The organism is Mesorhizobium sp. M0185 (genome assembly GCF_040322175.1).
Classification (GTDB): domain Bacteria; phylum Pseudomonadota; class Alphaproteobacteria; order Rhizobiales; family Rhizobiaceae; genus Mesorhizobium.
The window spans coordinates 22685-44335 of sequence record NZ_JAMYSY010000050.1 but is presented as its reverse complement, the minus strand read 5'-3'; the positions used below and the strand labels follow the sequence as shown (position 1 = coordinate 44335).

22 protein-coding genes and 1 pseudogene are annotated in these 21651 nt (G+C 59.7%); 14 read left to right on the top strand and 9 right to left on the bottom strand.

Going from position 1 to position 21651, the window contains the following annotated elements:
* The 4 genes and pseudogenes from NKJ20_RS28045 to NKJ20_RS28030 all read left to right on the top strand — a co-directional run.
* The coding region (locus tag NKJ20_RS28045) for a pilus assembly protein (RefSeq protein ID WP_352748541.1) at nucleotides 1-296 on the top strand (296 nt) is incomplete at its 5' end.
* Nucleotides 297-470: 174 nt separating this feature from the next.
* Nucleotides 471-1352: a YihY/virulence factor BrkB family protein gene (locus tag NKJ20_RS28040; protein WP_352748538.1), complete on the top strand. Its 882-nt coding sequence runs from the start codon at nucleotides 471-473 to the stop codon at nucleotides 1350-1352.
* Nucleotides 1353-1438: 86 nt separating this feature from the next.
* Nucleotides 1439-1579: pseudogene (locus NKJ20_RS28035) on the top strand (SDR family oxidoreductase); the annotation flags it as partial.
* A 102-nt stretch (nucleotides 1580-1681) separates the two neighbouring features.
* Nucleotides 1682-2185 carry a DUF2314 domain-containing protein gene (locus tag NKJ20_RS28030; RefSeq protein WP_352571645.1) on the top strand — a complete coding sequence of 168 codons (504 nt, stop codon included), beginning with the start codon at nucleotides 1682-1684 and terminating at the stop codon, nucleotides 2183-2185.
* Here NKJ20_RS28030 and NKJ20_RS28025 read toward each other — a convergent pair.
* The 4 genes from NKJ20_RS28025 to NKJ20_RS28010 form a co-directional block, all read right to left on the bottom strand.
* Nucleotides 2088-2966, bottom strand: a complete 879-nt coding sequence (locus NKJ20_RS28025; RefSeq protein WP_352748535.1) for a glutamine amidotransferase — start codon at nucleotides 2964-2966, stop codon at nucleotides 2088-2090. The genes NKJ20_RS28030 and NKJ20_RS28025 overlap by 98 nt on opposite strands.
* An 86-nt stretch (nucleotides 2967-3052) precedes the next feature.
* On the bottom strand, nucleotides 3053-4054 hold the full coding sequence (locus tag NKJ20_RS28020) for a rhamnose ABC transporter substrate-binding protein (RefSeq protein WP_023677420.1): 1002 nt from the start codon (nucleotides 4052-4054) through the stop codon (nucleotides 3053-3055).
* 46 nt (nucleotides 4055-4100) lie between these two features.
* Nucleotides 4101-5090 (bottom strand): ABC transporter permease, encoded by a 990-nt coding sequence (locus NKJ20_RS28015; protein ID WP_352748532.1) that lies wholly within the window; start codon nucleotides 5088-5090, stop codon nucleotides 4101-4103.
* Entirely contained in the window at nucleotides 5087-7642 is a 2556-nt protein-coding gene (locus NKJ20_RS28010; RefSeq protein WP_352748529.1) for an ATP-binding cassette domain-containing protein, read from the bottom strand. The genes NKJ20_RS28015 and NKJ20_RS28010 overlap by 4 nt, the downstream gene beginning before the upstream one ends.
* A 196-nt stretch (nucleotides 7643-7838) precedes the next feature.
* Between NKJ20_RS28010 and NKJ20_RS28005 the strand changes: the two genes are divergently transcribed.
* The 5 genes from NKJ20_RS28005 (at nucleotide 7839) to NKJ20_RS27985 (ending at nucleotide 11765) form a co-directional block, all read left to right on the top strand.
* The gene (locus NKJ20_RS28005; protein ID WP_352503588.1) at nucleotides 7839-9122 is read left to right on the top strand and encodes an ROK family transcriptional regulator; all 1284 of its coding nucleotides are present in this window, start codon (nucleotides 7839-7841) and stop codon (nucleotides 9120-9122) included.
* Between the two features lie 192 nt (nucleotides 9123-9314).
* Nucleotides 9315-9515, top strand: coding sequence for a CsbD family protein (locus NKJ20_RS28000; protein ID WP_023719429.1), 201 nt, complete (start codon nucleotides 9315-9317; stop codon nucleotides 9513-9515).
* Between the two features lie 519 nt (nucleotides 9516-10034).
* On the top strand, nucleotides 10035-10562 hold the full coding sequence (locus NKJ20_RS27995; protein WP_352748526.1) for a hypothetical protein: 528 nt from the start codon (nucleotides 10035-10037) through the stop codon (nucleotides 10560-10562).
* A gap of 171 nt (nucleotides 10563-10733) precedes the next feature.
* Nucleotides 10734-11087 carry a hypothetical protein gene (locus NKJ20_RS27990; RefSeq protein WP_352457050.1) on the top strand — a complete coding sequence of 118 codons (354 nt, stop codon included), beginning with the start codon at nucleotides 10734-10736 and terminating at the stop codon, nucleotides 11085-11087.
* An 84-nt stretch (nucleotides 11088-11171) separates the two neighbouring features.
* Nucleotides 11172-11765 carry an SOS response-associated peptidase gene (locus NKJ20_RS27985; protein ID WP_352748523.1) on the top strand — a complete coding sequence of 198 codons (594 nt, stop codon included), beginning with the start codon at nucleotides 11172-11174 and terminating at the stop codon, nucleotides 11763-11765.
* A 99-nt stretch (nucleotides 11766-11864) separates the two neighbouring features.
* Here the strand turns inward: NKJ20_RS27985 and NKJ20_RS27980 are convergent, their stop codons facing one another.
* Both NKJ20_RS27980 and NKJ20_RS27975 read right to left on the bottom strand, forming a co-directional pair.
* On the bottom strand, nucleotides 11865-12410 hold the full coding sequence (locus NKJ20_RS27980; protein ID WP_352457047.1) for a group I truncated hemoglobin: 546 nt from the start codon (nucleotides 12408-12410) through the stop codon (nucleotides 11865-11867).
* Nucleotides 12411-13075: 665 nt separating this feature from the next.
* A complete protein-coding gene (locus NKJ20_RS27975) occupies nucleotides 13076-13399 on the bottom strand; it encodes a hypothetical protein (protein ID WP_352614727.1) in 324 nt (107 codons plus the stop codon).
* Between the two features lie 535 nt (nucleotides 13400-13934).
* On the opposite strand from NKJ20_RS27975, the gene NKJ20_RS27970 reads away from it, so the two are divergent.
* Nucleotides 13935-16085 (top strand): hypothetical protein, encoded by a 2151-nt coding sequence (locus NKJ20_RS27970; RefSeq protein ID WP_352748520.1) that lies wholly within the window; start codon nucleotides 13935-13937, stop codon nucleotides 16083-16085.
* A 22-nt stretch (nucleotides 16086-16107) separates the two neighbouring features.
* On the opposite strand, the gene NKJ20_RS27965 is transcribed toward NKJ20_RS27970, so the two are convergent.
* Together NKJ20_RS27965 and NKJ20_RS27960 are read right to left on the bottom strand one after the other, a co-directional pair.
* On the bottom strand, nucleotides 16108-16800 hold the full coding sequence (locus NKJ20_RS27965) for a hypothetical protein (protein WP_352748517.1): 693 nt from the start codon (nucleotides 16798-16800) through the stop codon (nucleotides 16108-16110).
* Nucleotides 16801-16963: 163 nt separating this feature from the next.
* Complete coding sequence (locus NKJ20_RS27960) at nucleotides 16964-18280, bottom strand: hypothetical protein (protein WP_352748514.1); 1317 nt, start codon at nucleotides 18278-18280, stop codon at nucleotides 16964-16966.
* Between the two features lie 86 nt (nucleotides 18281-18366).
* Here NKJ20_RS27960 and NKJ20_RS27955 point away from each other — a divergent pair, with 86 nt between their 5' ends.
* The gene (locus NKJ20_RS27955; protein WP_352748512.1) at nucleotides 18367-19014 is read left to right on the top strand and encodes a hypothetical protein; all 648 of its coding nucleotides are present in this window, start codon (nucleotides 18367-18369) and stop codon (nucleotides 19012-19014) included.
* Here the strand turns inward: NKJ20_RS27955 and NKJ20_RS27950 are convergent.
* A complete protein-coding gene (locus NKJ20_RS27950; RefSeq protein ID WP_352748509.1) occupies nucleotides 19011-19628 on the bottom strand; it encodes a recombinase family protein in 618 nt (205 codons plus the stop codon). The genes NKJ20_RS27955 and NKJ20_RS27950 overlap by 4 nt on opposite strands.
* Nucleotides 19629-19654: 26 nt before the next feature.
* On the opposite strand from NKJ20_RS27950, the gene NKJ20_RS27945 reads away from it, so the two are divergent.
* The 3 genes from NKJ20_RS27945 to NKJ20_RS27935 all read left to right on the top strand — a co-directional run bounded on the left by NKJ20_RS27945 (nucleotide 19655) and on the right by NKJ20_RS27935 (nucleotide 21509).
* The gene (locus NKJ20_RS27945; RefSeq protein ID WP_352748506.1) at nucleotides 19655-20380 is read left to right on the top strand and encodes a hypothetical protein; all 726 of its coding nucleotides are present in this window, start codon (nucleotides 19655-19657) and stop codon (nucleotides 20378-20380) included.
* A gap of 632 nt (nucleotides 20381-21012) precedes the next feature.
* Nucleotides 21013-21255, top strand: a complete 243-nt coding sequence (locus NKJ20_RS27940; protein ID WP_352748503.1) for a DUF982 domain-containing protein — start codon at nucleotides 21013-21015, stop codon at nucleotides 21253-21255.
* Nucleotides 21256-21263: 8 nt separating this feature from the next.
* Nucleotides 21264-21509, top strand: a complete 246-nt coding sequence (locus tag NKJ20_RS27935) for a DUF982 domain-containing protein (protein ID WP_352748500.1) — start codon at nucleotides 21264-21266, stop codon at nucleotides 21507-21509.
* Nucleotides 21510-21651: the final 142 nt, after the last annotated feature.

Here is a 21651-nt window from a genome sequence, read left to right as displayed (position 1 = left end):
TCGGCTGGGCTCTGAATGCTATGTCGAGTGTTCGGTACACGCTGGAAACGTCGTCACGTGCGCTGCAAATGAAGAACTCGCTGACTCAGGCCCAGATCCAAGCCATTGCCACGGAAAAATTACTGGATTTGGGATTGAAAGACGTCGACGTAACAATAGCAATCGACGTCGCCAGCGGCGGCTTTCGCATGGCACATCTGACCGCCCAATATGCGTTCGTGATCGAGTTCCCGTATTTCAACCGATATCCGATACATTATCAGACAACTGTCACAGTTCCCCTGATTGCATCGTGAGCACGTCCCCGGCCAGTCGAGCGGCACCTTTCGCAGGATGTTCGCTGCACGCCGCCTTTATAGGCGATCGCCTTGTACAGCGTGCCGTTGCCGGCTTTGTTCCGGCCGAGCCCCCACCCCTCGCCTAGCGCTGCGCCGCCGCTACTTGTTTGTTGACAGGCATGCGAGGCCTACATGTGGAATTTGGCAGCAGAGGGCTGGAGGCTCCTCAAGCAGAGCGTCATCGGCTTCATCGACGACAATGCGCTGAGCCATGGGGCGGCGATAGCGTTTTATGCCACGACCTCGCTTGCGCCGATCCTGCTCATCGTTGTGGCTATTGCCGGCATGGCCTTCGGGCACGAGGCGGCGCAACTCGCCCTTTCGGCACAGATCGCTGGCCTGATGGGGCCGCAAAGTGCCGAGCTGCTGCGAGCTACGATCGAAAACGCCTCGCAGAAGGAAGCCGGAACCCTCGCCAGCATTCTGGGGCTGGTCACGCTGTTCGTCGCCGCATCCGGCGTGTTCGGCGAGATGCAGCTGGGGTTGAACGAAATCTGGAAAGTCAAACCGAGCGGGGCAACGATTTCACGAATGGTTCGGGCACGCATTGCAAGCCTGGGCCTGGTCGCCGCCCTCGGTTTTCTGCTCCTGGTGTCGCTGGTCGTAAGCGCTGCAATTTCGGCGCTCGGAGAAGTCATCAACGCTTACCTGCCGTTCGGCACCATCATCCTGAGCGCGATCAACGGGATCGTCTCGTTTGCCCTGATCACGCTGCTGTTTGCCGCAATCTACAAGGTGCTGCCGGACCGCAGCCTGCAATGGCGCGATGTGGGCATCGGCGCCGTGGTCACCGGGTTTCTGTTCACCATCGGCAAGTCGCTGATTGGCTGGTATATCGGAACCAGCGCCATCTCATCGTCATACGGCGCGGCCGGCGCCCTGCTCGTCGTGCTGTTATGGGTCTATTATTCGGCCGAGATATTTCTGCTGGGCGCCGAATTCACGCGAGCCTTTTCGGTTCGACACGGCAGCCGGTCCGATTTGAAGAACAAGGTGGAATCGCATGACAAATGAGTTCACGCCGAAATTCGACCTCGCCGGCAAGGTGGTGCTGGTCACCGGGGCCTCGCGCGGCATCGGCCGCGCCTGCGCACTCGCCTGCATGTGCTGGCCACATTCCGCTCGGCCGCATCGGCGACCCGATCGACGTCGCGGGCACCGTGGTGTTCCTCGCCTCGCCGGCGGCGTCACTGATGACTGGCGCGAATATATTGGAGGATGGCGGTTGGTCGGTAGCGTGATAGGACTCTTTGGCTGGTAGTGCGACACCGCTTCGCGAGCGCCGTCTCCCCACACCAGGAAGAAGCGCGCGGACTTCGCAAGGTTAGTCCAAGAGGTCTTTTATGAGCGAAAAATCTCAATCGAACGGTGAATTCGACGAACCGCGGAATGAGCCACTCTTCACGGCTATCTCGCAGACAGACCCCGCCTTCCTAGCAGCTTACGATCGCGCGCTTGCGAGTGTGCCGACATTTGTCGAACATATCGAGGGAAATGCAGATGCCTTCTGTTCCGCGAAGCTTCGGTTTCGCGATCCCGACGAGTCCGTACGCCTTCGGGAGGACCACTTTGTTTTCCTTTGGCTTGCCGCTGTGCATTATCATGCTGAGGAGCGGCTATTTTCAGGTACGTTTTTCGAGGTGCCACCCGAGCTTCAGAAATGGCATCAAGTCGGACAGCGACTTTCGTTTGAAGGCGATGATATTTTCGATTGGATGGTTCTCGACGCGGGGCACTTGCAGGGGGGATTCACATTGCGTGTAACCCGAGACAAGCTTCCTGAGAAAGATCGTGGCTCATACGATCGATACATCGGGGTTTCGGTTTATGAGCCACTGCCGTCCTGATTCCACGCATGCTTGATAGCCTGGTCTTTCGTTGGAGGATTGGGCAGCCGCACTGGTCAAACCTTCCGTAGAACGGCCATCCGAGGAAATCCTGCGAGAGCCAATGCGGGCCGATATCGGTTGCCCAGGCAATCGTGCGGCCGCGGCCATGGCTACCGACGGCAAGGAGCGGCCAGTCGGTGCCGCGATGGTGGCAGGTCGCCAGAAGCCGGGACGAACCGTCGCGCCTGAATTCCAGCTTGTTCATGCCGAGAATCGGCGGCAAAGGCCCCTCCACCCCGGAAAAAATCGGATGTGACGACTGCAGGATCGAGGCCTGCAGGCCTTGCGGCACCTCCATGCCGTCGCAGTAGGGTAGGCAACGGACCGGCAGAACGTCCTCGACCGGGGTGTCGTGGAAACGCGCCGTCCCGAACATGCCCTGAAAGCCCATGTAACCGCCGGCCAGCATCAGCCCGCCGCCACCTTCGACATAGGCCTTGAGCACATCGAGGCGGTTGACGCCGACACGCCCGGCGCGGGCATCCGGCGTCACCAGCAATGTCAGGGCGCCGACGTCGGAGATCACCACCGCCTGATATTGGGCGAGCCCATCGAGGTCATAGGGAAACTCCGCGCCGCAACGCTCGCCGCCGATCTGCGTGACCGCGATGCCTTCAGTGGCCAGCGCGGCATTGAAGGCCGTCGCACCATTTGCCGAGGCCGCACTTGTAAGCACGTCGCTGCCGATGGCAACCGAGGTCGTCGCTGCAAACGTTTCGCCTGCAAGCAATATCTTCATTGCCGCCCCGCACTGTTTTCATTCGAGAGGTTTTTAGGAAGGGCGCCGGATGGACCGGCGCCCCCTAGAACTCAAGCTCTATAGGATCAGAATTTGAACTCGGCCAGATTTTCGGGAGTCACGATCTTGGCCGGACCAAGGATCAGTTCGCCGCCGGCGCCAATCGTGTATTCGCCGAGCCTGCCTGCCGTGAACTTCTCACCCTCCTTGCCGGTGATCTTGCATTGCGCAAACGCCTGGGCCGTCTGATAAGTAAGATAGCCAAGATCGGTGACGTTCCACCAGATATCCTGAGCCGCTTCGTCCTTGATGTATTTCGAGATCAGAGTGGCCGGCGCGAGGCCGGTCAGCTTGACCTTGCCGATCATGCCCGCTTCCTCGAGTGCACGCGCGGCCGCCGGAAGGCCGATGCCTGCCGGGACGATGATCACCTTGAGATCGGGAAACGCCTGGACCAGCGCCAATGCCTGCTGCTGGTTGATCTGTTCGCTTTCTTCGCCATAGGCCACCTGCACCAGCTTCATTTTGGAGAACTTCGGCTCGGCCGCCATCTTCGCCTTCATGAAGTCGATCCAGGCATTCTGGTTGGTCGCCGTCGGCGTCGACGACAGGATCGCGAATTCGCCTTCACCGCCGCTGAGGGCGAATGCACTTTCGAGCATCATCTCGGCGAGGCTGTCGCCCTTCACCTGATTGACGAACACCGCACGCGCATCGGCGGCCACATCGGAGTCATACGAAATCACTCTGACGCCCTGCTGAACGGCGCGCTTCAGCGCAGGCGCGACGGCATTGGCGTCGTTGCCGGCAATTGCGATGACTCCGACCTTCTGCGACACGAGGCTGTTGATGAATTCGATCTGCGCCTCGGCGGTCGCCTGCGATGGGGCGACCTGGGTAGCGGTGCCGCCAATTTCCTTGGCTGCCTCTTGTGCGCCTCCGAAGGCCACTTTGAAGTAGGGATCCGTGTCGAGCTTGGGCAGGAAACCGACCGTTACGGGTTCCTTGGCGCACTCCTGGCTGAAGGCCAGCGAGCTTGGCGCAAGCAGAACCGCGGATGCGAGCAGGGCTAATCTAAACGCTTTCATTGTGACTCCTCCGTCAAAATTCGGGCTTGAAGGAAGGGGCCCGAGATCACCCCTTTGTCTCGCGCATTGCGCGGGATCTGCTGAGCATCTCCTGTGTGGAGCGCCAGTAATTGCCGACCAGCAGCGAGCCGATCAAAAGCAGGCCGATGATCATGCCCTGCGCGTCGCCACCGATCTGGTTCAGCGCCAGCACGTTGCGGATGATGGCGATCAGGACCAGTGCCAGCATGACGCCGGTCAGGCGGCCCTTGCCGCCAAAGACGCTGACGCCGCCGAGCAGCACGATGGTGATGACGTCGAGCTCCATGCCGAGCGCATTGTTGGCGCGGGCGTTGGAAAGGCGCGCGGTGTAGACGATGCCGGCTATCGCCGCGACGACGCCCGAGACGACGAACAGGTTCAGCACCATCCGGCGCGTGTTTATGCCGGAATAGCGCGCCACTTCGGGGCTGCCGCCGAGCGCGTAGATGCGCTTGCCGGTCGGCGTCTTCTGCAGCACGACCGCAAACACCGGCGCCAGCACCAGGAAGGGCACGATGGTCCACGGTATCTCGGTGCCAGGCAGGTTGTTGATGCCGAAATCGACGACCGCGGGCGGCAGGATGTTGACCGAGCCGGTGCCGAGCAGGATGTAGCCAATGCCTCGATAGAGCGCCATGGTGCCGAGCGTCACAACCAACGACTGCAGTCCAAGGCCCGAGACCAGATAGCCGTTGAAGGCGCCGAGCAGGCCGCCGATGACGAGCGTCAGCGGGATTGCGGCAAGTGTCGGCACACCGGCCTGGACCAGCAAGCCAAAGACGACGGACGTCAGCGCCAGCACCGAGGCGATCGACAGGTCGATCTCGCGGGTGATGATGAGCAGCGCCATCGGCAGGATCAGCAATGCCTTTTCCGAGGCGCTGGCGGCCAGTTGCGAGAGATTGAAGCCGGAAACGAAATTCGGCACGAAGATCGCCGCGTGGAGGAAGATGGCCACGCAAGAGGTCGCCAGCAGCAGATCCCAGAAGTCGATCGAACGGAGGAACTTTTTCACCGCGCCCTCGCCTGTCTTGCCTGCTCGGCCCGCCGCACGATGAAGGTGTCGATGCCGATGGCGACCAGGATCACGAGGCCGTAGACGCCCTGCAGCCACAGCGGGTCGACGCGCACCAGCGTCAGCCCGTTTTTGATGACGAGCAGCGTGAGCGCGCCGAGGATGATGCCGAGCAGCGTGCCCGAACCACCGCGGATGGCGACGCCGCCGACCACCGCCGACGCGATCACGGTGAGTTCGAAACCGAGCGCGACGCGGGCATCGATGGTCGCATAGCGGGATGCCCACAGCGCGCCGCACAGGCCGCCGAGCAGGCCGGCCATGCCAAAGGCCAGCAGGATGCGGCGGTCGACGGGGATGCCGATAAGACGCGCGCCGTCGGGATTGGAGCCGGCGGCGAACAGTTCGCGCCCGATGGCTGTACGATAGAGCAGCACGTAGCCCAGGCACAGGATAACGATCGCGATGACGACGATCAGCGGCACGCCGGCGATCTTCAGGCCGGTCATGTCGAGCCAGGCTTGCGTTACTTCGTCGGCGCTGATCTGGTCACCGGCTGCCCAGATCGAGTTGAAGCCGCGGAAGATCGACATCGAGGCCAGCGTGACGACGATCGCCGGGATCTTTCCCCTGGTGACGACGAGGCCGTTGATCAGGCCGGCGACGCCACCGACGGCGCATGCGGTTATCAGGCCAATGCCGATGTCGAGCCCTGGATAGGCCTGGACCATGCTGGCCGCCATGTAAGCCGACAGGCCGATCACCGCAGCGATCGAAAGGTCGATGTTGCGGGTGATCAGCACCAGCATCTGCGCGAGTGCCGCAACGACGAGCAGGGCGGCATCCATCGACACGGCGGTCAGGTTTGCAGCGCTCACCATGCGCGGGTTGATGATGGTGACCGGGATGGCGACCGCCAGCATCGCGGCGAGCAGACCGAACTCCCGCCGCTTCAGTATGTCGAGCGGTCCTTTTCTCTTCTCCTCGCCGGTGGCCTGTGCCGCATCGGCGCTTTCGCCGGCCTTGGTCGCTGCTTCCAGCACCTTTTCCTGAGTGGCTTCGCCCCTGGCAAATTCGGCCGTCCGATGGCCTTCGCGCAGGACGATGATGCGGTCGCACATGCCGATGAGCTCGGGCATTTCGGAGGAGATCAGGATGATTGCCATGCCCTGGGCGGCAAGGTCGGCGACCATCGCATGCACTTCCGCCTTGGTGCCGACGTCGATGCCTTGCGTCGGCTCGTCGAGGATGAGGACGCGCGGTTCGGTGCGCAGCCATTTGGCCAACACCACCTTCTGCTGGTTGCCGCCGGACAGTTCCTTTACCGGCTGCGCGTAGCCGGAAAAGCGAAGCTTCATGCGCTTCAGCCAGTCCGAAACCAGATTGATCGCGCGGTTCGTGCCGTAGAAACCGGAGCGGGCTGCCTTGTCGAGGACTGGCAGCACCGCGTTGTCGAGGATGGAAAAATCCATCACCAGGCTCTGGCCCATGCGGTCTTCAGAGACATAGGCGATACGCGCATCCATGGCGTCGCGTGCCGACGCGAAGCGCACTGCTTCGCCGTCGATCAGGATTTCGCCGGCATCGGGCTGGTCGATTCCGAACAGCACGCGCGCGATCTCTGTCCGCCCGCTGCCGACCAGGCCGCCGAGCCCGAGCACCTCGCCGGCATGGAGCTTGAGGTCGATATTGGAAAAGCCACCGGCGTGCGAAAGCCCCCTCGCCTCCAGCACCAGTGCGCCGGTGGCGTGGCTTCGTTGCGGATAGAGGTCGGTGACCTCACGGCCGACCATCATGCCGATGGCAGCGGCGCGGCCAAGCTCGGCCTTCGGCTTGACGCCAATGAGACGCCCGTCGCGCAGCACCGCGATGCGGTCGGCGATGCGGAAGATCTCGTCCATGCGGTGGCCGACGAACATCATCGCCACGCCGTGCAGCCGCAGGTCGGCGACGACAGTGAACAGCCGCTCGACCTCGCGCTGCGACAGGGCGGCCGTCGGCTCGTCCATGATCAGCACCCGCGCGTCGAGCGACAGGGCGCGGGCGATCTCGACCAGTTGCTGTTCGGAGGTGCGCAACATTCCGAGCCGGGTTTCGGCCGGCACGTCGAGGCCGACTGTCGCCAGCACCCTGCGCGCGCCGGCAAGCATGACGGCGTTGTCGATGCCGCCGAAGCGGTCGCGCGGCATATGGCCGAGATAGATGTTCTCCGCCACCGAAAGATCAGGGAAAAGACCGGGGTGCTGGTGCATGACCGAGATGCCGGCAGCCTGGGCGTCGTGCGGCGAATGGAAGACCACAGGCTTGCCATCGACTTCGACATGGCCGCCGGTCGGGAGATACACGCCGGCCAGCAGCTTCACGCAGGTGCTCTTGCCGGCGCCGTTTTCGCCAAGCAGAGCCAGCACCTCGCCTGAGCGCAATTCGAAGGACGCGTCCTTGAGGGCAATCGTGCCGCCGAAGGCTTTTGTCGCCTGAACCAGGGCAACGGGGACAGCCGCGTCGCTCTTCACCATGGCGTCGGCTTCGCCTAATGCGCCCAAGTGCAGCACCTTTCCTCCCTGGTCCTGTTTTTTCAATTTGCTATATTAAATGGGCGAATGCCGCAACTGGAAAATTGACTTCCATGGCCGCGAAGGGCACTGTCGCGTCGCGCACGGGTGCGATTGGAGTGCTCGACCCCGCGGCAGCCTCAAAGCTGCAAGCGGCTGGAGTGGCTCTGCGGGAATGAATGGGGAGGCGTCGGTTTTGTCCGGAAAAGGCAGCAATTCGGTCAAGGTTCGGCATTATAACGAGCGCTTCGTGCTTGATGCCATTCGCCGCCTGAAGGAGGCATCCAAGTCCGATCTGGCGCGCGCCGCAAATCTGACGCCGGCCGCGGTCGCCACCATTGTCGACGGGCTGGAATCTTCCGGATTCGTAAAGCAAGTGGGAAAAAGGTTCGGGCAACGCGGATCGCCGTCCACTCTCTACCGACTTGCACCTGAGCGTATCTACAGCGTCGGCATCAAGATCGGCCGGCGCGCGCTGGAAGCCGTGCTCGTCGACTTTGCCGGCGAGGTCCGCTCGCGCGAGTCGCACGAATATCGCTTTCCGGATCCCGACATGGTGCTCAAGGCCGGCAACATGTCGCTGGCCAATTTCGACAAGCTGGTCGAGGGGCTTGGCGATGCCAGCATCGTCGGCGTCGGCATCGCCTCGCCATATTTCCTCGGCGGCTGGAGCGAGGAACTCGGCTTTCCCGACGATCTCGGCAGCCGCTGGGAAGCAATCGATCTGACGACATTTTTCGCCACAAAGCCGAAGACCCCGGTCTTCGTGGAAAACGACGCGTCATCGGCCGCACTCGCCGAGCTCATCCAGGGAACCGGCGCGCGGTTCCGCGACTTCATGCATATCTCGATCGACACCTTTGTCGGCGGCGGACTGGTGCAAGGCGGCAAGGTCCACACCGGGCCGCACGGCAACAGCGCCGCGCTCGGTCCTTTGCCGGTCTCGCCTTCAAGCCTCGATTCGGTGGCGGCCAAGCCGGCGCGCTACCAGAGCCTGCTGCATCGCGCTTCGATCTATGTGCTGGTCAATCATCTCAAATCGCGCGGCATCGAGATCAACCGTGTGCGCGAACTCGATCCCTTGCCGCCGGGGGCGCGCGAGCCGCTGTCCGAATGGATCGACGATTGTGCCAATGCGCTGGTCGAGGCGATCATCGCCATCACCTCCGTCATCGACATCGAGGCGATCGTCCTCGACAGCATCCTGCCGCGGCCGATTCATCTCGAGCTGCTGGCAAAGGTGCAGACCCAGTTCAACAGGATCAGCGCCATCGGCATCGTGGCGCCGGAAATCGTCTCGGGACAATTCGGCCCCGAGGCTTCGCCGATCGGCGCGGCGATGCTGCCGTTCTCGGCACTGTTGGCGCCCGACAGCGGCGTGCTGATGATCGGCAAGGACAGAACAATGCTGCTGGGCAGCCTGTCGAGGCTTGCCAGCCAAGGCCAACCAGCAAGAAGCTCAGCGCCTTCAACGGCATAAGATAGTGCCGCGAAAGAGCATCAAGCTCCGGGCATCATCAACATCAGCTCACAGTCAGGCACGGGCACGGCGGGCTTTTTGCGCCGGCACCGGAACTTTTAGCGGCTGCTAATCTTCATTCGTCACCGACATTGCAATGCCGATCGGTCCGCGCTCCGCTTCAGTGCGGGCCCAGGAAGCAAGGAGGAACATATGAACTGGGATCAAATCAAGGGAAAATGGACGCAGTTCAAAGGCAAGGCGAAAGAGCAGTGGGGTGACCTCACCGACGATGATCTTGATCGGATCGAGGGCAACCGGGACCAGCTCTTGGGGCGTATCCAGGAGCGATATGGCATCGCCAAGGAAGAGGCAGAGCGCCAGGTTGATAACTGGTCCAGAAGCATCAGCTGAGCCTTTGGATGCAATGCCGTTTGCTGCCCACCACCGGGGTGAAACTCTGCGTCGCCCGTGCAGACTGGTGCGGTGGGCTCTTTCGACAGCGAGGCCCGCGAGGATGCTTTAGCCATATCTGATGTTCTACTTGCGTGGCGGGCTTCGCCTCGGCGTGCCCAGCCCGTAGGCGAAGGAGCGTAATCATGAACAACATTATCTGGCTGGTCGGCGCGATCGTGATCGTAATCGCCATTTTGAGCTTTTTGGGTCTGCGATAGGCCTTAGCCTCTCCTCGACCTCTTCGATTCGGCAACGGCTCCCTCTCGGCGTGGCCTCACTGCCCGTTGCACTCAAGCAGGTCAGACTTAGGTCCCAAGCAAGATACTCCAGGATTGGACCGAAGCCCCGGCTGAGGAACGTAGCCGGCTGGCTCACGTTGTGGTGAGCTTTGGCGCGACGAAGATGCGTCCGGGCGGAAGAGTTCAAGCCAGGGAGGAGAGGCCCGACGCTCCGAACGGGCGTCGGGCCTGGGCGTAAATGCAAACAATCAGCAGACTGTTCAATTCCCATGCCCAGGCAGCACGTGCCGTGGCCAGGCTTCAGGCTGCCGGGATTCGCCGCCGGCAAATCAGCGTGGTCGGATCTTACAACGACAATGATGAACCGATCAGCGTTGCTGGATATTACGACGATGAGATGAGCGCTCTCTGGTGGGGTGCGATTGCTGGTGCCGCACTTGGCGCCACGGCTGGTCTGTTGGCCGGCTTCAGCGCTTTTGGAGCTCAAGACGTTGATCCTGCGGGGATGACCGGCATGGCCCTGGTCGGTGCGGCTTGGGGCGGCTTTGCCGGCGTGCTTCTCGGAACTTTTGCCAATTTTGCCCAGAAGCCGCGCAAGCCGAAGATCGCTGAGGGTGTCGTATTGGTGATTGCTCGCGTCGATGAAAGGCAGGCCGGCGCCGCGCATACGGTGCTCCGGAGTTTCGCGGAGATGCCTTCCGGGCCGATGAAGAGGAGCGCTTTGCCAAATTCAAGCCGGCTCCGCGTCCGATCTGGTGCCCGATGAAGTTTGTTTCGCGAAACGGGAATTCAAACCGGAGGCGCCCGACGAAAGCTTGGCAAACCAACACTTTGGAAGCATGCGGGCTACTTGCCGTCGTGTTGTCCTTTATTCTTACCGTTCTGTTGGTTGGTCTCATCCTTGGCTGAACCCATGCCCTTGCCACCGGCGACACTAATGCCCGGCAATTGGCGAAGGTTGTGGCCAGTTCGAAGGATTAAACCATTCGTGCTAAGCGTTAATAGGTTATCGGCAAAAGTAGAGGGCGATCACGTGGACAAACGGGCTGAAGGAGACGCGGAGAAATTGGCTCGAGGCGAGTTCGAGCTCAAAGCCGAACGATATGGCGTGAACGCCTTTCTTCTCGTTGTCGAACTTGTAAATCTGCTGGAAAAGCGCGGAACGATCAGCAGCGACGACGTCGCGAAAATCGCCGAAGCCGCCGCACTTGCCGTTGCCGCATCCAGCGAACCCGACGTGAACAGCATCAATCTGTTGCAGGCCATCGCTGCCGCACGCCGGCCCAAATAGGCTTATATCAAATCCGCCAGCAATCGGCGCCAACCGATAAACGCTATGTTGAACTGATCTCGGTCGAGCGTACGGAGCCTTTCCATGTGCAATGACTACGAGCAGCACATCGCCTGGGCCGAATACTGCCGGATGATGGAATCGCTGGCGCTCAAAATCCCCAGCCATCAAACCGAATTGGATCTGCCGCAGGCGGATGACATCCACATCAACGACCCCGCGCCGGTAATGCGCGCCGCCGGCGACGCAATCGAACTGGCGTCGATGATGTTCGGCTTTCCCCCGGCCGGGCCAAAAGGCGGACCTGTATTCAACTTTCGCTCGGAGGGCCGGCAGTTCAGCAACAGCAAGCGCTGTCTCGTTCCGGCGTCGGCATTCTTCGAATTCACGGGAGCGAAATATCCAAAAACCAAGCACAGGTTCACGCTGAATGGCCATTCGTTCATGGCGATTGCCGGGCTGTGGCGCGAGGGTGTCGGCAACAAGCCGCCGACGTTCACGATGCTGACGACCGATCCGGGGCCGGATGTCGCGCCATATCACAATCGGCAAGTGGTTGTGCTGCGGCCATCGGACTGGGCGGCATGGATCCATCTGACGAAGTCCGAGGCTGAACTCATGCTGCCACTGCCGGAAGGGTCGCTCAGCGCGGAAACAGTTCGCGCAGGTTCCGAGTAGGATCCATCGGAAGACTGCGCGCGCTGAGCTACGGCCGCGCCGCATCGTCACGGCGATGCGCGCCATGCTCAGAACGAATGCCCGCGCGATATAAGCGCTTCAGCCCGGCTTGACGTAGCCGGCGGTGACCTCGTCTTTGTGGGCGGCGAAAGCTTCCAGGACTTCGGTTTTCTCAGGCTTCGGAATTTTGAAATGATCCAACGTCCGCCCGAGTTCGGCTGCGACCTCATCGAATTCCGCGGGGGAAATCCGCAGGTCGCGATGCGCCTCCTCGAGACCGAGCGGCGTCGTGCCGGGCTTGGTGGCGACGAACTTGAAGGGCCCGCCAGAAACGTCGCAGACCCACAGCGTGCGCATGAACTTAAGGCCGGGCAACCTTTCCAGGTTCTTGGTGTGCCATTTGCGCAGCTGCGGATTCTTGGACTTTTGGCCGACGATCGGGTTCCTCACGACGGCGTCGCTGAAATGATCGATCACCGCTGCGATGGCAAACACGCCGCCCAGCCGCTCATACAGACTTTTCTCGGATGTGGTTTTCTTCGTCTGCGCGAGCGCCTTGTCGACAGGCAATACCGACGTCGATGCGGCGGCCAGCGCCAGCGCGGCGACAACACTTCGTCTTGTGAGAGAAGTCGAAATTTTCATCCCTGGTTCCCTTCGAGGTTAGGCCAGAGCGAGCCGCAGCCTGTCTGGCGGGCTTCATGAAATGACATTCGGACACTTTGCCGTATTTTAGCATCGCCTAAAGAACTAACGAGCCCTTCGCCCGAATTATTCCGATTGGGCGGCATTGCCGTGGTCAACATGCGTCAAAAGGGGCGAAGGCCGCGCGGATGAGGAAGTGTTAAGCACGCGTCGCTGCACGCGGCAGAGGTCGCGAAGCCACTTCGGCCGCATCTGTGCCCCTGACCTTGGGCATTTTCCTTCTGTGTCGTGTTGTCGGCGGCAATCAGCCCCGGTAGGGGGCGTACAATCGCTTCCCGCGGCTTTGCCGGCTGCTTGCGGCCAATAGCCTGTGCTTTTCGAAGATCGCGAGCTTCTGCGGATAGGTCATCCGCACCTTGGCGTTGCACCCGTCGCATCTGAAGTGCGCGATTGTTCTTAGTGCAGAGCCCTTTCTTACCGCCGGATGCAAGCAATCCGGACATTCGAATGTGAGCGCGACATCCGATAAGTCTTCGGCTAAGCCCATTTCCGTCCCCTTCGCAAGCTCGGTGGCTACACTCTGGCGATTCTCAATGAGCAATTCAGATGCCAATCCGATTGTGCCAATGCGGGACTAGAACAATTCGCCTCGGAACGCCGCCTAGCTAGTGCGCCTTCTCTGCGCCTTTTGAGCGACGAAGAGACCTAACTTCCTCCAGCAGTTCGCGCTCATTGGTAGTCACGTTTCGGAAGATTGCGACAATCATCACCGCCAAGGCTTCGGCATCCAGGCTTAGAGGGTCAATGTGCTCATCTGCGCAAACCTGATCAAACACGCGTTCACAAATAGCCAAATCGTGAGGGCTGAGGCGAGTGCGATTGAAACGCCGGCGCGACATTTGCGAGCCTTCGACGCCCGCCGCCCCGTTGCAAAAGAAGCGGGCCTTGGCAAGAAACGCGAGTTGTTGAGCGATTGTTCCCGGCTGCAAGCCTTGTTAAGCCGCCTGCAGCAGGGGCAGACCAGAATGCATTCCCCACGCGCATCATGGCGCATGCGAGCGCCGGGAGGTGAGCGTGCAAGACCACAGCTTTTGACGAGCCTGTGCGCGTGGCATTCGGCAGGTCGCGGGGGCGCCATATTTTTCGGCAACCTCGCCAACCGCGCACAATCATCATCGAGCAGGTCAAAGAGGCCTTGGAAGATGCGCCAGCGAAACAATCTGGTGCTGCGAGAGAGGATTGAACTCGTTCAGCATCAGCCTAACTATCTGAAATCTTTAATGACTTTCGCGCTGTCACTCCGCGCTGTGTACCACCGTCGTGTCCTGCCCGCAAGGTAGGTTGCGAGAATGGCATTGCGTCGTTCAGATCAAGCCGATGATACGGCTGACCTCGATCCCAGCACACCCAGGGCTACGGTCTCCAACCAAATTCACGTTGATAGAGTGGCAAGGTCAAAAAAAGACTGCTGACTGTACTAAAAATCGAGTACTTAGGATGAGCATCAATTGAGTTCATCACCCAATGACTGAAGTAACCAAGCACGCCCTTCGGGTCTATTCATCCATCTCTGCGCTGAGGGGAAAAAACGGCGACGTTCTCGACGCTGTGATCCCGTTTTTTGATCCAATCCTTCGGATCATGGATGGCAAGATCTTCGATCCCAAGCTGATCGTGTCCGGTGTTCACAAGATGTATCACTGGCGGATGACGCGGGAGATCGTGGAGCAATTCATTCCGCGACTATTGGCTCTGAAACTGCTTGAGAAGCACGGCACCGGCTCCAAAACGATGTACGTGGTAACCTATCGAGCTGCGGCAGTTCCCGACGATAGCGCCGAGATTACGCAAACCTTTGAAGCAATCATCGATGAGTTCGCGAAGTTTCCTCCGATTGTCACCGATCTGTTGACCTACTCGCGCACACGTGACGAACTCGCTGACATTCTCATTCGCTTTCTCGTCAGCTCCAACGTCCTGTTCCAAGCAAATGGCGCGCTGCCCAACGTCGTCACGGGCAGCCTCGGCGAACTGGACAAGCTTCCCGAGGGTGGCCGCCCCTTGCCTGATTACGACAAGTACATGGCGGCTCGGTTCGTCCAGCATCTTCTGAAGGAGCGTGGCGACCTTGTTCCGTATCTTTCAACGTTCGCGTCCATCGGTCTACTAACAGAGGTGGTTGACGACTTCGTTCGACCGACTGACCATGCTGCGCAGACAGACCTGACCATAGTTGTTGATGGGCCTTTGGCTCTGGATTACTTGGGGCTGTCCGGAAAGGACATCCAGACCGACATTCGGACCGTGCTAGACGGGCTGCGCGCCGTGGGCTGCAAGATCGTTGTCTTTCCGGTTACCTGTGGGGAGATGTCTCAGAACTTGAAGGCGATGCTGGGAAACTCGCCCTCTGATCGTTACGGCTACACGCATAGCGCCATGGTCGCCGGCGAGGTGCTGTCTGACTATGTTCTCTCTGTCGCCAACAACCCCGAAGGGGCTTTGGAAACGAGCGGGATTGGTGTGAAGGATGCTAACCTTACTCACTACCCCAATTCGCACAAATACTTCACCCAAGAGATGCACGACGACTTTATGTCGAAGATCGCTTGGGGTGCGGACATACGATCACGGGAGCATGACGCGGACTGTTTGACGCTTCTGATGCGGTTGCGCGACGGAAAGCACTCTCGGGACCTTTTCAATTGCAGGTATGTGTTCGTTACCCGCAACGTGTCCTTTGCGCGGCAGTCGCGCGAGTATTGCCTGACTGCGAGACAGCTCTACGCCACTCAAGAAGGTCCGGTCGTCCATCAACGCGATCTGGCGACGATTGCCTGGCTCCGCACGGGGCTAGGTGCCACCGAAGCGATCCCGCGAAATCTGCTCGTTGCCCACTGCAACAGGGTACTTCAGGTACGCCCAGAACTGATGCAGACCATGAAGGACAAGCTTCGGGCGTTCTCGCCGGAGAAACTCGAACAGTATCAAGCGTTGCTGCTCGATCAGCGAAGCATACGAAAGCTGGCGGATGCAACGCTCAACGATGAGAAGGTGGTGACAGGTGACAATGCTGCCGAGCTTTTGGAATTGATGCGAAGCGCGACAGCCGAGGCCGTGAAATCAGAGTACGAAGCGAAACTGGCTGACGAGAAGAAGAAGCATTCGCAAGCGCAACGAGCCGCGAGTGTCAAACACGTCGGCGATTTGTCCGAACGTGAAGAAGAGATGAGGACGCTTCGCGAGAGCCTATCACGCGCCGAACGAGAAAGGGGACAGTTCGACGATCAACGGGGTCAAGCGGTCAGTACGATGTTGGCTGCCGTCAATCGAAACAGTGGGGTTGTCCGAACGGTCGCTAACCTTTCCCTCATTGCCTTGGGCCTCGCTTTCATAGCCGACGCGTGCGTGGGCATCTTTCCTGCGACTAACGTTGGTTGGAGCTGGGCTCTACGGGGCTTAGGGGTTGTCGGCATCTATCAGACAATAGCGGGGTTGCTTCATTGGCCTCAGTGGGGTCTCACGGACATTCTCGATTGGAACGCGCGTCGGAAGCTGCGGGCCGAAATCGTGGAGCGCGGCCTCGGATGGATCACTTCGGCTGACTTCAAGATCATAAATGGAAAGGTGGAAAAGCCGCTTGTGATTGACCACAACCCCAGTGAAGGGCGGGGGTAGCGCGCAAAACCACAGCCTCATCCTAAGCACAGGCCAAGGACCCGAGCCGGTCGACAAGGAGTTCAACCGCGCCCTCAATGTCGGCACCTAGATGCCGCAACACTCGACCACGTGGTCGGGGATAAACGTGTAATTCCTTCGCGCCGACACCCTCGCCCCACCGCTTGTGCGTTCCCGATGCCATGCGATGGACAAGTTTGGCAGCTTGCACTCGCTTGAACTCGACCTTGGTCTCGGGCTGGGGATCGGCACGGATGGCAAGCTCGATTGTGAGCCATGCGACGACGACGCGACGCGGATCAACCTTCGCCTTCCTGAGCCTCGCCCATGCCGCCCGCGCCCGTTCCTGGGGCGACAGGCCGCGCAACCTAAACGCCTCTACATGCTGCCCTGCGGACCTGTAGAGCGTCTCCACACGATCAATCGCATTGCGGACCCATGTATCGTTCGCGTTCGCATCCAACCAAGCCTCTGCAGCCCCCCTGTGCGGAGACAGTTCTGCGGCCGTGTAGGAGGGCTTGTAAGCGCTTCCGTGGCGCGCATAGTGGTCAGCGTGAGACCGGCAAAAACGCGTGTCCAGACCGTCCCCTGTACCCGAACGAGCCGGCTTGCCGCAGCCCACGACGCGACAGACCTTGAACATGCTGCTTGGCTCCGAGGCCCGAGCCTTCACCTCAACCTTGCGTTCACGCTTGCGGATCAACTTCGCGATCAATCTCGGGTCCCCCTTAGGGGAGCCCCGGGTGAACACCTGCTCGGTAGTGAGGGTCTACATGATGGAGAACTGACAGAGATCATGGACAGGATAGATACCTAAATAGACAAGGTAGGAAGGGAACTGAGGATAGAGACAGGTTTGAGGGTAAAGAGACGAGTGGTCATAGGGTTTCGACCCCTGACTGGGTGACAATCCCTTCAACACCCGTCATCCGTTGGAAGACTGAGAGCATAGCGTCCTTGGCTGTCGCAGCGGCGGACGCAGGCACCATCAGAGCGTCGTGGATCGGCAATGCAGTGATCCGTTTGGCGCTCATGATCAGCAACACCTCTACCATGATTTGGCTCTCGATGAACTGGGCATCGTGCCCTAGACCACAGTGGAAGCGATCTTTGATCGGCGCGTGCTTCAACTCGATAGCTTCTACGACCTCGGCGATCTTGTCGCCCTTGCGGAACAGCTTCCGTGTGAATTGGGGGAACCGCTCAAGGGGCTTCTCAGCGAAGATCATCGCGCTCATCACCCGCTTGATCCCCTCTCGTTGCTGCACGTATCCCCAGAGGTGATAGAGGTCGTCTGACGCTGGCTGTTGAGCTGCCATTCCGTAAAGGATGCGGGCGCCAGCCTGCCCGTAGTCAAGCTCGACCGCCTTCTCCCCGCTGATGTGCAAGCCAGTACGTCTCTCATCCTTACGAAGCTGCTGCCAAAACCCGCCGAACAGTCTACCTCCGCTATTGAAGCGGCCTTGGGTGAACACCCGCCGCAATCTCCGGTCTCGCAGAGCAATGGCGGTGTGCGGCCATGCGATGCCTGTCCAGTCGAACTGGAGGTCGGCCTCTAGGAGCCTCTGGTTGATCTCGGCCAGCTCCGCACGGTAGCGCTCGGTCTTGTCGTCCTCCTGATAGTCGAGACGTTCGCCCTCGTCCCAATAGTCGTTGGGGTCCTTCGACCGCTTCAGGATGATCGTCTCGCCGGATTGGTGTGTGTCGAGATCGTCGAACCCAACCTCACGCTCCGCTATACGATCAAGCAAGCGCTGCCCTGGACGGATCACAGTCGAGCGGGATGCGCCCTGCACGTCCGGTGCGACCTCTTGTTCGACGTAGCCCATTTCCGGCTTCGCCAGAAGGTCGAGTATGGCCGGGAAGACCTTGCTGTACACAGGTGGTCGGTAACGGCTCTTTGCGCCAAGAACCCGGTTGGATCGCGTGACGTAGATGCCCGTTCCACCCAGAAGATGGCCGTGAATGAGGTCCGACAGTATGGCCTCGACGGTTTGCTCGAAAGTTTCCTGGTCTCTGGGTCGCCTCTTGTTGCGCCTTAAATCGAAACGATCCTCATAGCTCCCGATGAGCCCAATGGCTTCCCTAATGATGCCCTTGGTGCTCTCGGAGGCTGCGAAGCGGTAAGGGTTGAATGGGCGGTCGCGTTCGACCTCCTCATCTTCCAATTCGCCGACTGATCTAAGCTGATCCATGCACTTCCGGAGATAGCAAACTGGCCACCCCGCACTGGCGGGGAGTGACGACCGCTGTAGCAGGTGACAGCGCCAATGAAATTGGAATGATTGTCACACCCCAATCACCGGCCACCATTGCTGTTGACTTGATTTCTCAAGGCATCCAAAGCGTCAGAGCGTATGGGAAGATTAAGGGCGGTGATGCACGAACTATGACGCTGGACATTAGAGGAGCCGAGTGTTCCTGGCCTGAGGAGTTGAAGCCCATGCAGGAAGGTAGCTACTTCAGCCGGGAGACCTTCGACGACTGGTGGGAGCGGAACAGCAGTCGCTTAGTTCAGCTTCACCCAATGATCGCAGAACAATGGGTTTACCGCCATTGGACCCTTTCTCCTTACTGCCATTTGCCGTTGGAGCAGTTGCGTTGGCGGCTGGAGGAATGGTCCACCCAGCAGATTTTGCGTGATGTGTTCATTGCAGACATAAACGTAGACGCTGAGCATGACTTCAAAGTCTTCAACGAATTTGGCGGCATTCCACCCGCACCAGTTATGAATGCCACGGGCACATGGGACTACCCAATCTTGGTTCTTGAGACGCCCTCCGGAGTGCAGACATACGCAAGAGAGCTGCCCGATGTGCGATACCTTCTTGTCGAGGGGCACAATAGGTATCGGTACCTGAACGCATTGGCGGCCAAAGGGCGGCTCTCCGCTCACCATTCGGTGTTCGTTCTGAACTATCCCATCTAGGTCGTCTGCAGCCGCTTGGCGATCTTGGCCACAGTCGCCCGCGAACATTCTTCTTGTTCGACAATCTGCGACCAACTAAGCCCTGCCCGAAGCAGAACAGCAATCTTCCCGTTACGCTTCTCGTCCTCCTTCCTGCCTCTCATCCTTCCTTCGGCTTTTGCCTTCTCAATGCCCTGAGACTGCCTTCTACGGCGGTCGGTGTAATCCTTGCGGGCAATCGCTGCGAGCATGTCCAGCATCATGCCGTTGATCGCATCGACCATGCGCCGGGAGAACTCGTCGCCTTCGCTCACCGCCTGCCATGATGTTGGGAGGTCCAGCGCCACGACCCGCACTTGCTTCGACTTCAGATCGGTCCTCAGCTTCTCCCAGTCCGCCTCGTTCAATCGCGACAGCCGATCGACCTGCTCGACCAGAAGCACGTCACCGGGGTGACAATCGCGCATGAGCCGTTCAAGCTCTGGTCGCTTCAGTGTCGCCCCGCTCTCGTTCTCCTCGTACCAAGCTGCCACGACCAGTCCGCGTTCTTTGACGAAGCGTTCAAGGTCAGCTCTCGCCCGACCCGCGTCCTGCTCCTTGGTTGACGCCCTGAGATACGCCCTAATGAATGCCATGCCCGAACCCCTGTGGTTTAGTTAGGATGGTTTCCATTAACTGGTATGTTTTGACTGGTCAACTATTTCTTTCTGACCGTCATCGGTCTGGTACCTTCGGCGTACACCAGAGCGAACCGGTGCCGATGCCGTCAGCCCGTGGTAAGGAAGCTCATTTCGTGGAGGCTCAGATGGGGCAATTACCTTACCGCCAGCATTGGGATGCCTTGGTGCTGCGGTCATATAGGTCCTTCTTGCAGGCGGAGGACCGACTGCCACAGGCGTTAGCTGACGGAGACAACTACGAGTCGGCGTGTTTCGAGGCACTGCGCCATGCCATGTCTGGGTCAATCTTCCTCTACCACTTCTCAGACATCGCGGCGGTTAGGAACCTGATCCCGAACTTGGTCGTTGGAAACCCCGGCACGCCTAAGCAAGTTTTGCAGGCCACGCGGCAGCGAATAAGTGACGTTCTGCGCGTATCACAGATGCATCAGGATGATTACCACAAGCTGTTGCGTGAAGCAGCGGACGCCGTGAAGCACGGAGTACTGGACCATCAAACCACATACGTCGACAGGTCAGGCATGGTATTGGCTATCATGTCGGTACAGGCCCAACACGGCGAAGGTAAGCCGGCTTCTCAGCCACAAGTTGTTATCAGAGCCGAAGCTCGGGGCCACCAGCCAGAGCGGCATTTCTCGCTTCGCGCCGTCATGAACGCGGTGATCGGTGCGTGGTGCGGGCTCCAGCTAGGCTTGTCCCCACCTTAGTTCACCTTTCTGCAGCCTGATCGCATCGAATCGAGAGGGGCACGGGGGGTCTGCGCGCGAGCCAGTTATCCGATCCCCCGCTCAGAAATTTCTACCAAATATTCCGACTTCCTTCTCACGAAATCGTATGTTGATTTTTTCCCAAGGAGCATCATCAATGATCGCTTGGGTTCTAGCTTGAGGGGGCTCCCAGATGGGTGATCAATCGAACTCTCCACCCGCCGCAGCTACCGCGAAGGACCTTGTTCAGAAAGTGATCCTGCAAGCCTCTCGCGGTGAAACCATATCCGTAAAGGAGACCATCGCAGAGATACGCCGAGACGCTCCGCATCTGCTGGTTACTGACGCTGAGCTGGTCTACCTTATAGTCAGTGCGGCCCCGGCCTTTGGAATGTCAGTCGCCTTCGACCTTGACGAATAGTCCTCATGGCAACCCATTGGTTCTACCCTCCGATACCCGTCAGGACGACTGGCCCAGGTTGTGGGACGAAAGGCGGATCGAGGCGCCCTCTATAGGGTCGAGAGGGGGTCTTCGCGCGCGGCCCTATATCTGATCGGTCGCACGGACTTTAGTCCCAAATATTCCGACCCCATGGCTGGCCGAAGATAAAGTTCTTCTCTAAATAAGATTTATGGCGATCCTTTGGTTCTCACCCCCTGTGTACGTCAAGACGGAGCATAAAGGCTTCCGCTACGGGGTCCATCACGTTGAGGCTGCGGCTGAGGAACTCGTGTTGTGGACCAAGCGTGGCCCTAGGTGGCAAGAGGCAGTGCGCGTCTGTGTGGATGCGTTCAGCGGTAAGGTGTCCCCAAAGCAGGCCCGCAACGCCTTCGAGGATGCTGCCAACGAGGAGGGTATGCTCTTTCCTGATTAGGACCTCCCATGGCAACCCATTGGTTCTCCCCTCCGGTCCCTGTGAGGACTGAGCGCGCCGGTCTGACCCGGAACGTGAACAACGTCGAGGCAGCCGGACAGGAGCTGATGAAGTGGACCAAGCGTGGCCCCAAATGGAACCAAGCGGTGCGCGTCTGCATCGCCTGCATTGCCGACGAGATGGAACCTGAGGATGCCCGTAAGGCGTTCCTGGCTGCTGCCGAGGAGGAGGGGGTCTTACGTCCCTCTGATTAGGTCTCCTGTGTCCCTGTGCCCCCTCGGCTACACCCTGAGGAGAACTTCAGGGGAGCCTAAGGGGTACCGCGCGGCCCGTCATTCCATGTCCGGCACGTCGCCGCCAACAAAGAGCGTCGTCGGCTCGCCGTATTCGCCAGCG

What these genes read in the sequence shown, in the direction of transcription:
- NKJ20_RS28020 (WP_023677420.1), bottom strand. Translation starts at nt 4,054, where the DNA reads ATGAAAGCGTTTAGATTAGCCCTGCTCGCATCCGCGGTTCTGCTTGCG.
- NKJ20_RS27940 (WP_352748503.1), top strand. Translation starts at nt 21,013, where the DNA reads ATGGCGATCCTTTGGTTCTCACCCCCTGTGTACGTCAAGACGGAGCAT.
- NKJ20_RS27960 (WP_352748514.1), bottom strand. Translation starts at nt 18,280, where the DNA reads ATGGATCAGCTTAGATCAGTCGGCGAATTGGAAGATGAGGAGGTCGAA.
- NKJ20_RS28000 (WP_023719429.1), top strand. Translation starts at nt 9,315, where the DNA reads ATGAACTGGGATCAAATCAAGGGAAAATGGACGCAGTTCAAAGGCAAG.
- NKJ20_RS27970 (WP_352748520.1), top strand. Translation starts at nt 13,935, where the DNA reads ATGACTGAAGTAACCAAGCACGCCCTTCGGGTCTATTCATCCATCTCT.
- NKJ20_RS27950 (WP_352748509.1), bottom strand. Translation starts at nt 19,628, where the DNA reads ATGGCATTCATTAGGGCGTATCTCAGGGCGTCAACCAAGGAGCAGGAC.
- NKJ20_RS27955 (WP_352748512.1), top strand. Translation starts at nt 18,367, where the DNA reads ATGATTGTCACACCCCAATCACCGGCCACCATTGCTGTTGACTTGATT.
- NKJ20_RS27935 (WP_352748500.1), top strand. Translation starts at nt 21,264, where the DNA reads ATGGCAACCCATTGGTTCTCCCCTCCGGTCCCTGTGAGGACTGAGCGC.
- NKJ20_RS27990 (WP_352457050.1), top strand. Translation starts at nt 10,734, where the DNA reads ATGCCCGGCAATTGGCGAAGGTTGTGGCCAGTTCGAAGGATTAAACCA.
- NKJ20_RS28040 (WP_352748538.1), top strand. Translation starts at nt 471, where the DNA reads ATGTGGAATTTGGCAGCAGAGGGCTGGAGGCTCCTCAAGCAGAGCGTC.
- NKJ20_RS27995 (WP_352748526.1), top strand. Translation starts at nt 10,035, where the DNA reads ATGCAAACAATCAGCAGACTGTTCAATTCCCATGCCCAGGCAGCACGT.
- NKJ20_RS28030 (WP_352571645.1), top strand. Translation starts at nt 1,682, where the DNA reads ATGAGCGAAAAATCTCAATCGAACGGTGAATTCGACGAACCGCGGAAT.
- NKJ20_RS27985 (WP_352748523.1), top strand. Translation starts at nt 11,172, where the DNA reads ATGTGCAATGACTACGAGCAGCACATCGCCTGGGCCGAATACTGCCGG.
- NKJ20_RS27980 (WP_352457047.1), bottom strand. Translation starts at nt 12,410, where the DNA reads ATGAAAATTTCGACTTCTCTCACAAGACGAAGTGTTGTCGCCGCGCTG.
- NKJ20_RS27945 (WP_352748506.1), top strand. Translation starts at nt 19,655, where the DNA reads ATGGTTTCCATTAACTGGTATGTTTTGACTGGTCAACTATTTCTTTCT.
- NKJ20_RS28025 (WP_352748535.1), bottom strand. Translation starts at nt 2,966, where the DNA reads ATGAAGATATTGCTTGCAGGCGAAACGTTTGCAGCGACGACCTCGGTT.